At 41.1% G+C, this 13,396-nt stretch carries 16 protein-coding genes; 13 read left to right on the forward strand and 3 right to left on the reverse strand.

What is annotated here, in order from left to right; all coding sequences use genetic code 11:
• Positions 1–17: 17 nt before the first annotated feature.
• From FTT72_RS02525 to der, 3 genes are all read left to right on the forward strand, one after another.
• Positions 18–716, forward strand: a complete 699-nt coding sequence (locus FTT72_RS02525) for a tetratricopeptide repeat protein (RefSeq protein ID WP_180177807.1) — start codon at positions 18–20, stop codon at positions 714–716.
• Complete coding sequence (gene bamB, locus FTT72_RS02530) at positions 713–1,858, forward strand: outer membrane protein assembly factor BamB (RefSeq protein ID WP_078189607.1); 1,146 nt, start codon at positions 713–715, stop codon at positions 1,856–1,858. Before FTT72_RS02525 ends, bamB begins: the two co-directional genes overlap by 4 nt.
• A gap of 174 nt (positions 1,859–2,032) precedes the next feature.
• Positions 2,033–3,442 carry a ribosome biogenesis GTPase Der gene (gene der, locus FTT72_RS02535; protein WP_180177808.1) on the forward strand — a complete coding sequence of 470 codons (1,410 nt, stop codon included), beginning with the start codon at positions 2,033–2,035 and terminating at the stop codon, positions 3,440–3,442.
• Between the two features lie 76 nt (positions 3,443–3,518).
• Here the strand turns inward: der and FTT72_RS02540 are convergent, their stop codons facing one another.
• Positions 3,519–4,088, reverse strand: a complete 570-nt coding sequence (locus tag FTT72_RS02540) for a hypothetical protein (protein ID WP_180117163.1) — start codon at positions 4,086–4,088, stop codon at positions 3,519–3,521.
• Between the two features lie 277 nt (positions 4,089–4,365).
• On the opposite strand from FTT72_RS02540, the gene FTT72_RS02545 reads away from it, so the two are divergent.
• The gene (locus FTT72_RS02545) at positions 4,366–5,007 is read left to right on the forward strand and encodes a 4'-phosphopantetheinyl transferase superfamily protein (RefSeq protein WP_180177809.1); all 642 of its coding nucleotides are present in this window, start codon (positions 4,366–4,368) and stop codon (positions 5,005–5,007) included.
• An 87-nt stretch (positions 5,008–5,094) separates the two neighbouring features.
• Here FTT72_RS02545 and FTT72_RS02550 read toward each other — a convergent pair whose 3' ends face one another.
• Together FTT72_RS02550 and FTT72_RS02555 are read right to left on the reverse strand one after the other, a co-directional pair.
• Positions 5,095–5,514 carry a hypothetical protein gene (locus tag FTT72_RS02550; protein ID WP_180089863.1) on the reverse strand — a complete coding sequence of 140 codons (420 nt, stop codon included), beginning with the start codon at positions 5,512–5,514 and terminating at the stop codon, positions 5,095–5,097.
• A gap of 165 nt (positions 5,515–5,679) precedes the next feature.
• Positions 5,680–6,456, reverse strand: a complete 777-nt coding sequence (locus tag FTT72_RS02555; RefSeq protein ID WP_180177810.1) for an SDR family oxidoreductase — start codon at positions 6,454–6,456, stop codon at positions 5,680–5,682.
• 104 nt (positions 6,457–6,560) lie between these two features.
• On the opposite strand from FTT72_RS02555, the gene mazG reads away from it, so the two are divergent.
• The 9 genes from mazG to yjgA all read left to right on the forward strand — a co-directional run bounded on the left by mazG (position 6,561) and on the right by yjgA (position 13,234).
• Positions 6,561–7,355: a nucleoside triphosphate pyrophosphohydrolase gene (mazG, locus tag FTT72_RS02560; protein ID WP_180171737.1), complete on the forward strand. Its 795-nt coding sequence runs from the start codon at positions 6,561–6,563 to the stop codon at positions 7,353–7,355.
• Positions 7,333–7,764 (forward strand): ComEA family DNA-binding protein, encoded by a 432-nt coding sequence (locus tag FTT72_RS02565; protein WP_180055938.1) that lies wholly within the window; start codon positions 7,333–7,335, stop codon positions 7,762–7,764. Before mazG ends, FTT72_RS02565 begins: the two co-directional genes overlap by 23 nt.
• Before the next feature lie 134 nt (positions 7,765–7,898).
• On the forward strand, positions 7,899–9,368 hold the full coding sequence (gene pcnB / locus FTT72_RS02570; RefSeq protein ID WP_180177811.1) for a polynucleotide adenylyltransferase PcnB: 1,470 nt from the start codon (positions 7,899–7,901) through the stop codon (positions 9,366–9,368).
• The gene (folK, locus tag FTT72_RS02575; protein ID WP_180005386.1) at positions 9,365–9,850 is read left to right on the forward strand and encodes a 2-amino-4-hydroxy-6-hydroxymethyldihydropteridine diphosphokinase; all 486 of its coding nucleotides are present in this window, start codon (positions 9,365–9,367) and stop codon (positions 9,848–9,850) included. Before pcnB ends, folK begins: the two co-directional genes overlap by 4 nt.
• A gap of 46 nt (positions 9,851–9,896) precedes the next feature.
• Entirely contained in the window at positions 9,897–10,706 is an 810-nt protein-coding gene (panB, locus tag FTT72_RS02580) for a 3-methyl-2-oxobutanoate hydroxymethyltransferase (RefSeq protein WP_180005387.1), read from the forward strand.
• Between the two features lie 3 nt (positions 10,707–10,709).
• On the forward strand, positions 10,710–11,558 hold the full coding sequence (panC, locus tag FTT72_RS02585) for a pantoate--beta-alanine ligase (protein ID WP_078192648.1): 849 nt from the start codon (positions 10,710–10,712) through the stop codon (positions 11,556–11,558).
• A 22-nt stretch (positions 11,559–11,580) separates the two neighbouring features.
• On the forward strand, positions 11,581–12,432 hold the full coding sequence (rapZ, locus tag FTT72_RS02590; RefSeq protein WP_078189595.1) for an RNase adapter RapZ: 852 nt from the start codon (positions 11,581–11,583) through the stop codon (positions 12,430–12,432).
• Positions 12,429–12,698 (forward strand): HPr family phosphocarrier protein, encoded by a 270-nt coding sequence (locus FTT72_RS02595; protein WP_067763492.1) that lies wholly within the window; start codon positions 12,429–12,431, stop codon positions 12,696–12,698. The genes rapZ and FTT72_RS02595 overlap by 4 nt, the downstream gene beginning before the upstream one ends.
• Before the next feature lie 2 nt (positions 12,699–12,700).
• Positions 12,701–13,234, forward strand: a complete 534-nt coding sequence (yjgA, locus tag FTT72_RS02600) for a ribosome biogenesis factor YjgA (protein WP_180106360.1) — start codon at positions 12,701–12,703, stop codon at positions 13,232–13,234.
• Positions 13,235–13,396 lie beyond the last annotated feature (162 nt).

The raw sequence follows: 13,396 nt of genomic DNA on the forward strand, positions 1-13,396 counted from the left end.
AGGAAAAAGGTAATTTCATGAGCGCATTGAGTGAAGAAGAACAACTTGATAATTTAAAATCGTTTGCTAAAAAATATGGCTCTGCCATTGTTAGCGGCATTTTAATTGCGTTGATTGCCTTTTTCGGATGGGAATACTGGCAGAAGAAAACTTTGGCTGAATCGCAAATGCAAACAGCCAAAGTACAGCAGTTAATGGATGATGCTCAGTCGGCGACGGGTGACGCTTTTACACAACTTTCTGCGACTGCAGATAAAATTGTAAAAGAAGCGCCAGATTCGCCACAAGCCATCCAAACTCAGTTGCTTATGGCAAAATTGGCGTATGATAAAGCGGATTATGCCAATGCTGAGAAAGCTTTGAAAAAAGTTGAAAATTCAAAAGTTGACGATGCAGGCTTAGTTCAATTGGTGAAATTACGTTTGGCGTATGCACAATTGGCACAAAAGAAATTTGATGAAGCATTAAAAACCTTAGAAGCAGTTAATGAACCTGCTTTTCAAGCGACTGCAGATGAAGCCCGTGGCGATGTCTATGTTGCAAAAAATGATATCGAAAATGCAAAGAAAGTTTATCAAAGTGCATGGGATGCTTTGGTTGAGCGACAAGAAGAACGTCAAATTTTACAAATTAAACTCGAAAGTGTAGGCGTTTTAGTTGATGATCCTGAAATTGAACGTCCGATTATAGATACACAAGTGGAAGCAACTGAATGAATAGAAAATACAAAATTACCTGTGCGCTGACAGTTTTAACACTTGCTTTGGCTGGTTGTGCAAATAAAGGAAAAGTAGAAAAAGTAAAACCAAATCCTTTACCAAAATTGGAACAGGCAAAAACTTTAGCACCTGTATTTTCAAACAGTGTGGCTTCAACTGAGGAAGCGGATCCACTGCGTTTACGTATGGATGCAGATAATGGCGTTGTTTTTAGCGTAAACCCTAACGGTGAAGTTCAAGCCTACAAAGGTAAAGAGCGTTTATGGCAGAAGAAAATCTCTAAGCAAGGTTTGACTGCAGGTGTTGAAGCTGCTGACGGTATCGTGGTTGTCGGTAATGCAAAAGGTCAATTATTTGCATTAGATCAGGCAACAGGTGAGCAAAAGTGGACTGCACAATTAACTGGCGCGTTACTTTCACCGTCGTTGATTCAAGCAGGTCGTGTTATTTCAGTCACCAATGATGGTACGGTATACGCAAACGATGTGGCAACGGGTCAACAAACTTGGACCTATAACTTGCCAAATGTGCAGTTTAGTTTACGTGGTATGGCAGCACCGGTATCACTCGATGCGCGTCATGTTCTCATCGCTTCTTCAAATGCCTATATTTATGTGATTGATGCATTGAGTGGCATTCCGAAAATGCAGCGTCGTGTTGCAGTGTCAGATGGTCGTTCAGATGTACAACGTCTCATTGATATTGATGGTGAACCGACTGTAGCAGGTCAATTTTTAATTACCACCAGTTACCAAGGCCAAGTGACTGCACTTGATCTTGCATCACAACAAGTGATCTGGAGTAATGATGCGAGCAGCATTCAGCGCCCTGAAGTTGCAGGCAATGGTGTCTTTGTGACACAAACTGATGGTAAAATTGTGGCTTACGAAATTACCACTGGTCAAACATTGTGGGAAAATGACCAATTGCTTAATCGTAATTTGAGTAACCCAGTGATGTTAGGTCAAGACCTTGTGGTTGGTGATCTGGATGGTGTACTTCACTTAATCAACCCAGCGACAGGCGAATTGGTTGGTCGTTCTAAAACCAGTGGTGAAGTACGCTCACTACGTGTGATTGACAACCAATTATATGTGTCGACACGTAAGGGTGCATTAAGCATTTGGCAGAACCGTTAATTTTTCTGCGGCTTATGTTAAAATAAGCCAAACCGTATTTTTGAACGCGGGGGATTGAACCATCAATGCCCCGTGTTTTTATTTATTTTAGGCATTTATCCTATTTCCATTCTTCCTAAGCTTTCTGATGTTCAGACCAGACCAAACTGGCTGATCTGGAATAAAGGTTAATCTATGAAACCCGTAATTGCGCTCATTGGTCGTCCGAACGTCGGAAAATCAACGTTGTTTAACCAGATAACCAAGAGCCGTGATGCTCTCGTTGCTGACTTTGCCGGTCTGACTCGTGACCGTAAATATGGTGACGCGACTTATCAAAATAAATCCTTTATCGTCGTTGATACTGGGGGTATTGGCGAAACTGAAGGTGGTATCGATTCGTACATGGCAGAACAGTCAAAAACTGCCATCAATGAAGCAGATATTATTGTCTTCGTTGTTGATGCTCGCGCAGGCTTATTGGCATCTGATGAGCAAATTGCTCGTGACCTACGTACGCTGGGTAAAAAAGTTTATCTTGTTGCCAACAAAGTTGATGGTGTTCATGCCGAAGCAGCTTTAGTTGAATTCTTCAAATTAGGTATGGGTGAACCACTTCAAGTGGCTGCCAGCCATGGTCGTGGTGTTCAGCAAATGCTTGAAGAAGTGTTGGCTGATGTACCTGAAGATGAAAGTGAAGAACAACACGATAAAGACACAGGCTTACGTTTAGCGATTATTGGTCGTCCAAACGTAGGTAAATCGACTTTAGTGAACCGTTTGTTGGGTGAAGACCGTGTGGTTGCATTTGACCAACCGGGTACTACACGTGACTCGATTTATATCCCATTTGAACGTGATGGCCGTAAATACACACTAATCGATACTGCGGGTGTACGTCGTAAAGGTAAAGTGGACGAAATGATCGAGAAATTCTCGATTGTGAAAACTTTACAAGCGATGAAAGATGCGCATGTTGTGGTTATTGTTGTCGATGCACGTGAAGGGATCGTTGAGCAAGACTTGCATTTGATTGGTTATGCGCTTGAAGCAGGCCGTGCGATGGTGATTGCCATCAACAAATGGGACAACATGTCTGACTATGACCGTAAACAGTGTAAATTAGATGTTGAACGTCGTTTTGACTTTATTCCATGGGCAAAAATTCACTTAATTTCTGCACTTCACGGTACAGGTGTTGGTGATCTTTATCCATCGATCCACCGTGCTTATGATTCTTCGCATTTGAAAGTATCACCTGCGAAAATCACTCAGATCTTGAATGATGCAACTGATGCGCACCAACCACCAATGGTTCAAGGTCGTCGTATCAAAATGCGTTATGCGCATATTGGCGGACAAAATCCACCGACGATTGTGATTCATGGTAACAAGGTCGATAAAACGCCAAATGACTATCGTCGTTACCTAGAAAACGTGTTCCGTAAAGTTTATAGACTTGAAGGTACGCCAGTCAAAATTGAATTTAAAACCTCTGATAACCCATTTGAAGGTCGTAAGTCGCAAATCGATGAGCGTACGGCGGCACGTAAACGTCGTTATGTTCAGAAGTTCAAAAAGGCGGAAAAGAAATTCAAACGCTAAGTTTAGATGAACAAAAAAAGCCTGCAGATATGCAGGCTTTTTTATTTCACTTTATTTATCTAAAAAGATGTAGAAATTAGTTTTTACACTTTTTAGCTTGGCGGTAAATATCAATATTATCCAGATTAGTTTGAGCAATTTCCATGGCTTGCTGTGCGCTGCTGCTATCCTGTTGTGTATTTTTATTGCCAGAAAAAGCTGTCGCAAATTGTCCCATACGCGCGGCTGTTTCAGATTGACCTGAAAATGCGGATAGCGCGTTGCCAGCAAGACCAGCCCATTTTGAAACTTGATTATTTTGCTGTGCAGACGCTTGGCTTAATGCCAGTTGCGATGCTTCCAATGTGCGTTCGAAAGTTTTACGTTCAACGCTCAGATCAGTGCAATCTAAGGTTTTTAAATAACTGGTGCTATAAACACTATTGTTGGTTTGGTTAGCTTGATTGAAATTTGAGGCATAGCCACGGTCTGCTTGAGCTACAGCATTGGCAGCTTCTTGACGGCTTTGATTCATACGCGCTTCAGCTTGGTCCATAATCGCGCCATTTTTGGCACCCATTACTGCAACAGCTGCATCCAATAAGCCTGCTTGAGCGAAACATGGTAGGACACAAAGTGAACTGATTAAGGTGATTTTTCTTAGCATCTGGTTTACCCCGAGTTTTAAATTAAAGTTATAAGAATCTAGAGTATTTTATCTAATTGAAGATGTATTTAAAATATTTATTATACTTAAGTATTTGAATATATTTATAATATTAAGTATTTCTTAAGTGGTTAGAAATATTTTTAAACTGAGTTTTAAAATCTCGATAAGTCAAAGGACCGATGCGCTCATCTGTATTGTGGTGTATTTTGTGTCGGAGAGTCGCATAAAATATAGCGTCATGGACGTAGTGTAAAAGATATTGGATCAACAACTTATGGCGAAAATTCAGCTTGAATATAGTGCAATTACTGACTTCTTTGTGGAGCCGCATGGCTTGAGTCGTCAAGAGGGAATTGCTGTGCGTAAACAAGCCATTTACCAATATCGCAATCAATTACTTGCGCAGCAGCTTAATAGATCAGTTGAAAATTCAGATTTTTCAAAGTCTGCGTTTGGTAAGCCTTTTATTCCTGATTTGCCACATTTTCATTTTAATCATAGTCATAGCCAGCAGCATTATGTTTTGGCCAGCAGTGAAAAAATTGCCAATATTGGTGTGGATATTGAGGATTTAAATCGAAAAGTTCGTTTTGATGCGATGGCTCAACACAGCTTTCATCCCGAAGAATTGCTCAATTGGGACAGTTGTGAGCATGATCCTGATTTTTGGTTTAAAGTTTGGACCACCAAAGAGGCGGTACTTAAAGCGTCAGGTTTAGGGATTCGAGTGAACCTGAATGAACTGAATACCCAGTGTCATCCTGAGCAGAATGGTGGGATGTGTAGTCACCCCGCTATTGGCACTTTTGCTTATCATAATATTCAACTACCGCATGTCATGTTGACGGTGGCATGGCAAAGTGAACAATCTTGCCGAGGCTTTCATTTGCCGAAAATTGAGTTGAATGTCTTATAAATCGGTATGAAATAAAATAACTATAAAAAAGCCCTGTTCTGGCTGAACAGGGCTTTTTTTTGAAAATCAATCTAAACTAGCTTTAGATTAGATTTTGCATTTTTTAGAACCTTGGTAGATACCAATGTTGTCGATGTTTGCTTGAGCAGCAGATTTGTTCGCTTGTTGAAGTTCAAGGTTGCCTGCTTCTGAAGTATCTTGCTCACCAGCCAAGCTGTTTGCAATGTTGCTTGCACGAGCAGCTTTTTCAGAGTTACCACCGAAAGCAGCAAGAGCGCCACCCGCTAAACCAGCAAATTTGCTCAATGATTTGCCTGGCGCTTGAGCAGATGCTTGGATGTTTGCAATGTTTTTGTCAGCAGCTTCTAAAGACCGCTTAGCATTCGCTTTTTCAACAGCAAGAGTTGCACAATCCATCGCTTTTAATTCTGAAGATGCGAATTGAGTTGTAGCAAAAGCAGAAATTGAAATAGAAGTAACAGTTGCAAGAACAAGTAATTTTTTCATGAAATAATTCACTTTTATTGTTAGAAAATAAACGCCCGAAAGTAATGGGCGGGTGAATATTATTCAAAAAAAGGAATTTTGTCCTGTTAAAATGTGACAATTGTGTAACTTTGTGTAATTTGCGTACAAATATGATTGCAAAATTAAATGATTAGTAACACGTTGCTATTTGGGTTTTTGTGCAATCCAAATATTACTTAAGCGGTTGACAAATTGCGGGCTAAACTTCGATAAATTAAATAAAAATTTAGCTTTCATCCCCACAGGTGTATGTGTGGCCATTAAGACCGTATCCTTTTTTTGTACCAAGGTATAAATTTGCTGAGCGACATCGCTCGGTTGAAGATTGACGCCCATTTTCTTAATGCTTTGGGCATCCATGTCTTGCACCATCGCGGTTTGAACAAATAAAGGCATCACATCTAAAACGCGAATATTGTATTTTTGCCATTCAATATCCAAACTTTCAGTGAACCCGCGGACAGCAAATTTAGATGTGGCATAACTGGCTAAATCGGCTTGTCCATATATTGCTGAAGCCGAAGAGAGGTTAATCACACGAGCAAAATTGCTTTGTTTTAAATAGGGGAATGCCGCATAGCAACCGTTTATCACCCCTTTGACATTGATATCAATTGTTCGGTGGTGTGCAGACAGTTCCGTATGTTCAAAGCTGCCTGAATGCAGAATTCCGGCATTATTGACTAAGATATTCAGCTGACCTGCCCAAGCAACAAATTCAGCTAAAGCGCTTTGCCATTGCTCTGGTTGTGTCACATCTAAAAGCCCAGCTTTGGCATGGCTCCCGAGTTCAGCAGCTAATGAGGTGACTTGAGATTGGTTAATGTCATAGAGTCCAACTTTATAGCCTTGTTGTATGAACAGTCGTGCAATTGCTGCGCCAATCCCTTGTCCAGCACCGCTAATAAAAATACTTTGCATGTTATGCTTCCTTAAATTGAGTTGCTCATTCCTTGAGTGAATTTTGAGCATATCAAATTCTGTAATCGAAACAATGTACTGATGAGTAAATAGCTGGAGTTCACATGGAACAATTATTAGCAGTGATGAAAGAATTACGTGAAAAATGTCCATGGGATCAAAAGCAAACCCCAGAAAGTCTGACTCGTTATGCTATAGAAGAGGCCTATGAAGTTGAAGCGGCGGTTCGTTCAGGTCAGAGTGATGATGTACGAGATGAACTGGGGGATTTGTTGCTGCAAGTGGTTTTTCAGTCGCAGATGTATAGCGAACAAGGCGCGTTTGATTTTCAAGATGTGGTGCAAGCGATTACAGATAAATTAATTCGCCGTCATCCCCATGTGTTTCAGGCAGAGCAATTCTCAGCACTTAATGCGGATGATGTGGCAACACTATGGAAACAGATTAAACAACAAGAAAAAGCAGGGAAATCAGCATCTAGATTAGATGAGGTTAAACATGCACCTGCATTAAGCCAAGCAGATGAAATTCAAAAAAATGTGGCGAAAATTGGCTTTGATTTTCCAGATATTGAAGGGGCTTATGGCAAGCTTGAGGAAGAGCTGGGGGAATTAAAAGAGGCCTTAGCAGGCAAAAAATCCGACGAAATATTTGATGAATTTGGTGATTGCTTATTTTCTCTGGTGAATGTTGGACGTAAGATTGGCATCTCAAGTGAGATGGCACTGTTAAGTACCATTCATAAATTTAGAAGCCGTTTTGCTTATATTGAAGCACAGGCCACATTACAACAAAAACATGTAGAAGACTTGTCCCTGACTGAAATGGATCAGTTATGGGAACAGGCAAAACAACAATTAAAACAACAGGCTAAATATGTACCACATCCTAAAGAATAAATACTCTACACAATTACTTGTCTTGGTTTTGAGTTTAATGGCAAATTTGACTTATGCTCAAAGCCCTTCGGGCTACGCGGAATGGAAAGCCATGCAACAAGCTCAAGATCAACAATTAAAAAAGCAATCTGAGGCCTCTAAGTCCAAATCGGCAACTGCACCCAGCAATGCCAACTATTATTTGTCACGACCCAGCACTCAGCAAAATAGCCGATCAGATCAGGTACGCTTAAATACAGCCTCAGTCGATGAACTGCAAACTTTGCATGGAATTGGTCAGAAAAAAGCAGAAGCCATTGTGCAATATCGTAAAAGTAATGGCTTATTTAAAAGCATTGATGATATTCAACAGGTTAAGGGCATCGGTCCTGCGCTGTTTGCTAAAAATAAAGCAAAATTGGCACTTTAAGTGAAGTGTAAAAAAAAGAATTAGGTTAAGCTCAGCTTGAGCATCGAGATAATCAAATTGCCCTTTGATTGTGTTAGAGATATCATTAGCGACATCTTAAGAATTTTACGTTCAGACGTAGGAGACAGCGTCTTTTGCAAACTTTGCGCGCGTCCAAATGTGGTTTATCAACCGCACAATTACCTTCTTCCATTTTAGATGTGATTGATGCCTTAACTAAGGCAGGCTATGAAGCTTATATCGTGGGTGGCGGTGTCCGCGACCTAATGTTGGGTCATGCACCTAAAGATTTTGATGCCGTAACTAATGCGACACCAGCTCAGGTGAAAGAAGTCTTCGGGCGACGTTGCCGAATTATTGGTCGTCGTTTTGAGCTGGCGCATGTCTACTCAGGACGTGAACTGATCGAAGTTGCGACCTTCCGTGCGCCGCCTAAAAAAGCCGTGACTTCTGCTGCGGGCATGATTTTACGTGATAATAATTGGGGTACGATTGAGCAAGACTTTGCACGTCGTGACTTCTCGATCAATGCAATGTATTACCAACCACGCAAAGGCGAAGTGCTAGATTTTTGTCATGCAGTAGATGACATAAAACATAAAATGTTGCGTTTATTGGGTGATCCACAACTACGTTTTGAAGAAGATCCTGTGCGGATGCTTCGGACTTTACGTTTTGCAGCCAAATTAAACTTTAATATTGATGAAAAAATTCTGGATGTCTTTACCCCAGAACTTACTCAATTGCTGCGTGATGTGTCTCCACATCGTTTATACGACGAGTCACAAAAACTCTTTACTATGGGGCATCTCAATCGCGTCTTACCGATGCTGATCGATTTTGGTATTTGGTATCAGTTATTTGCAGATATCAAACCGGTCGTAACCCCATTTATTGAGTTGGCTGCAAAAAATACCGATCAACGTATTTCGATTGGGAAAACCATTAACCCTGCATTTTTCTATGCCGTGTTATTGTGGATTCCGTTCCAAGAGCGTTGTACGTTCTATCTAAATAAAGGTGTTGTTCCTGCTGAAGCGCGTGCTCAAGCAGGCTTGGATGTATTGAAACGTCAGGCTACACGAACCATTATTCCACGCTTTGCCGAAACATTTATTCGTGAAGTTTGGGAAATGCAAACCCGTTTACTAAGTCCAAAACCACAGCAAATTGAAGCACTTTCAGGTCATGCACGTTTCCGTGCAGGCTTTGACTTTCTGCTGCTGCGTGAAAAATCGGGCGATACAAGCACGCAAGGCATGGGGCAGTGGTGGGATGCTTATCAGCAGATGAGCACTGACGAAAAAGAACGAGCAATTAGCCAATACAATCGTCAACGTGCCAAGAGTCGTCGTAAAGCGGCGCATGAAGATGTGGAAGCCAAAACTTCTACTCATCAGCAAGTTGAAATTGAACCGCTGGTGAATGAACCAGAAAGCAGAAGTCGCCGTCAACGTAAGCCTAAATCACATGCCAATAGTCTAGAGACAGTGTCAATCGTTGCAGCGTCAGCCAGTGGTGAAATTGGTGCAGATCATCCGATTTTAAAACGTAAACGTGTGAAACGAGATTTGACTCAGGTTATTTTTGGGCCAACACAATGACGCTGACATATATTGGTTTAGGCAGTAATTTAGGTGATTCTCTACAGATCCTCAGTGAAGCGGTGCATAAACTTGCGACACTCGGTACTGTAAAAGTCTCACAACTGTATCAAAGCCCACCAATGGGGCCACAAGATCAGCCGAATTATTTAAATGCAGCGGTTGCATTAGAAACTGATCTAGCACCTTTGGCTTTGTTGGATGAATTACAACGCTTTGAACAAGAGTCGGGGCGTGTACGCCTACGCCATTGGGGCGAGCGTACACTGGATTTAGATTTACTGATTTACGGTGAACAGCACATTCAAAATGAACGTTTAACGGTGCCTCATGTTGGTGTTTTAGAACGTGATTTTGTGTTGAAACCTTTATTGGATTTAGATGAGAATCTACAGATTAAAGGACAACCATTAAAAGATTTACCTATTTTGAATAATCCAAATTTAACTGTATTGGATGCAGGAAACTGGGCCCATCTTTAATTTTTGTATGACCACTTGAGAAAGCCGTCATCTGAGGAATATTGAAATGATTAGTCTAAGTGACTTGAAAAAATTTAAAGCGGAAGGCCGCAAATTCTCCTGCCTGACTTGCTATGATGCGAGCATGGCAAAAGCAATGGAAGTTGCTGAAGTCGATAGCATTTTGATTGGGGATTCATTGGGGATGACCATTCAAGGCAATGACTCGACTTTACCTGTCACTGTTGAAGATATGGTATATCACACTGCAGCAGTGCGTCGTGGCAATAAACATGCGTTTATTTTGACTGATTTGCCATTTATGACCTATGCCACTTTGAATGACGCTTTAGTGAATTCAAAGATCGTGATGCAAGCAGGCGCACAGATGGTCAAATTGGAAGGTGGCGCATGGTTGTCAGAAACAGTTGAAGTATTGACCCGTAATGGTATTCCAGTGTGTGTGCATTTAGGGTTAACTCCGCAATCGGTTCATGTGTTTGGCGGTTATAAAGTGCAAGCACGTACACGCGAAACCGCGGATCAACTCATTGCAGATTGTAAAGCTGTGGTTGATGCAGGTGCAGCAATTTTACTTTTGGAATGTGTTCCTGCCCAAGTGGGTAAAGAAATTAGTGAATTATTCCCAAATACACCTGTGATTGGGATCGGTGCCGGTGCAGAAACGGATGCTCAAGTCTTGGTTCAACAAGATATGTTGGGACTGACGTTTAGTCACGTGGCGAAATTTGTTCGCAACTTTATGAAAGAGCAAGCAGGGGAAACAGCAATTGTGGATGCGTTTAAGGCGTATCATGCTGCCGTACTTGATGGTAGTTTCCCTGCCAAAGAACATACATTCCAAATTGAGCTGTAAGACATGAAAACTGAAACAACGATTCAAGGTTTAAGTGCATCGCTAAATCCAGCACGTGCTGCGCGCAAAATCATTGGTTTTGTACCAACGATGGGGAACTTGCATGAAGGTCACCTTAATTTAGTTCGTGAAGCACGTAAACTGTGTGATGTCGTGGTGGTGAGTATTTTCGTTAACCCAATTCAGTTTGGTCCAAATGAAGACTTTGACAACTATCCACGTACTTTGGAACAAGATCAGCACTTATTGGCTGAAGTGGGTTGTGACATCGTGTTTGCACCGACTGTTGAACAAATGTATGGCAACAAACCGCGCTTAACCAATATTAGCGTGGGCGGCATTACCAATGATTTGTGTGGCGAACAGCGTCCGGGTCATTTTGACGGTGTTGCTGTTGTTGTGACAAAACTCTTTAATATTGTTCAACCGAATTTTGCATTCTTTGGGCAAAAAGATTACCAGCAACTTGCAGTGATTCGTCAGTTTGTACGTGACTTAAATATTCCACTAGAAGTGATTGGTGTGCCGATTACGCGTGCTGAAGATGGTTTGGCATTGAGCTCACGTAATGGTTATTTAAGTGCGGAAAATCGTGCGATTGCACCAACGATTTACCAAAGCTTGAAAACGGCTGAGGCAGAATTACATGCTGGAACTCAACTTGCAGATGTGTTAGCGAATATTAAAGCAACATTGACAGCAGCGGGTTTTGTTGTGGACTATGTTGAAGCACGTACACCTGAATTACAGAAAATTGAAGAATTTGATCAAGACGTGGTGTTGTTTATTGCGGCTAAATTAGGCGCAACACGTCTTATTGATAATATGCAGGTTAAATATACTGCAGTTTAAAACGGCTATGGGGTAGCAAGCGATGAAGCGCATTTTAATTGTTACAGGACAATCTGGATCTGGAAAGTCATCTGCATTACAGATACTTGAGGATTTAGGCTATTACTGTATCGATAATTTGCCATTGGCCTTACTCCCCGAAATTGTTGAAAAACTTGATTCAGAAAATAATCTTGAACAATTGGCACTGGGTGTGGATGTCCGCAGTACACGTGCAGATTTACAAGAGTTCGATTTGGTTTTTCAACAGCTACAACGCCATGGCTCAGTCGATATTATTTATTTGACCACGCGTGATCAGGAATTGATTGCGCGATTCAGTTCATCTCGACGTCCCCATCCGTTGGCAAGTCGTTTCAAAAGTTTAAATGAGTGCATACAGGAAGAAAAATCTTTACTGTTGCCGATTCAATTACGCTCGACAGTACATATTGATACTACAGATAAGAGTGTACATGATTTAAAACATACCTTGCTGTCTAAACTTGGACAGGCAGATAATTTAATTTTGATCTTACAGTCTTTTGGCTATAAGCATGGTATTCCACTCGATGCAGATTATGTTTTTGACGTCCGTCATTTGCCCAATCCGCACTGGGATATGGAATTACGTAAGTATTCAGGATTAGATGAGCCAGTTCGTCAATTTTTACAGCAAAGTGAACAAACCAATGAAATGTTCCAAGATATTTATAATTTCTTGGATAAATGGCTGCCGGCATTTGCCGAAGGGCATCGTCATTACATGACGGTGTCGATCGGTTGTACAGGTGGGCAACACCGTTCGGTATATATCGTAGATAGACTAAAAAAAGCACTTGAGGCAAAATGGTCTATTCAGGTTCTACATAGAGAAATGAAGCACTGGTCATGATCGACACAACTGTTGACGTAATTAATAAACTGGGTTTACATGCGCGTGCATCTGGCAAGCTAATCGAAGTCACGACCAAATTTCGCTCGTCGATTCAAATTGGTAAGGGTGGAAAATTAGTAGATGCCAAAAATATTATGTCTTTGCTGATGCTTGGCGCAGGCAAGGGCACAACTTTACGCTTAGTGATTGAAGGTGCAGATGAAGAAAAAGCTTTATCTGAAATTCAAGCACTGTTTGCAGCAAAATTTTACGAGGCAGATTAAACGTGGCACGTCGACCGAACCGCTATACTGAAGAAGACTTTGAATCCTTAGAAGGACGTGCAAGTAAAACTGAGCAAAAGAAAGCTGTACAACGTATGGCTGCTTTGGGCGAGGAACTTGCAAAACTGAATCCTAAACAGATTAAAAATCTTCCTGTTGAAGAGCGTCTGATCGAAGCACTACTAGATGCACAAACAATTACTTCACATGAAGCGCGACGCCGTCAGTTTCAACGTGTAGGTAAATTACTGCGTAATGAAGATGAAACCATGATTTTATCTTACTTAACCCCGCAGCAAGGTGCGAAAAAAACAGCACAGCTTCAACGCTGGACTGAACGTATGATTGCCCAAGGTGATCCAGTCATTAAAGAGTTCATGAAAGCACATAATGCTGCTGAACATCATCCCATTCGTCAGCATATTTTGCGTATTCAACGTGATATATCCAAAAATGTAAGCGAAGAAGAACTGACTGCGTCAAAGTTGAAATTGTTTAACTACATTCAACAAGTGGCTTTATTATCTGATAACTAATGCATGATTAGATAGCCAAGTACTTAGATAGCTCAATGATCAGAGAATTCAACATGATCTGATCATTGAAGCAAAACGTGAAGTTATAGACTTCACATCAAAAAAGCGACCTGATTAGGTCGCTTTTTTTGCTTAAATGATTGAAAAAATCATGCTTGGCTT

Source organism: Acinetobacter sp. YH01005 (genome assembly GCF_013420465.1).
GTDB lineage: Bacteria > Pseudomonadota > Gammaproteobacteria > Pseudomonadales > Moraxellaceae > Acinetobacter > Acinetobacter amyesii.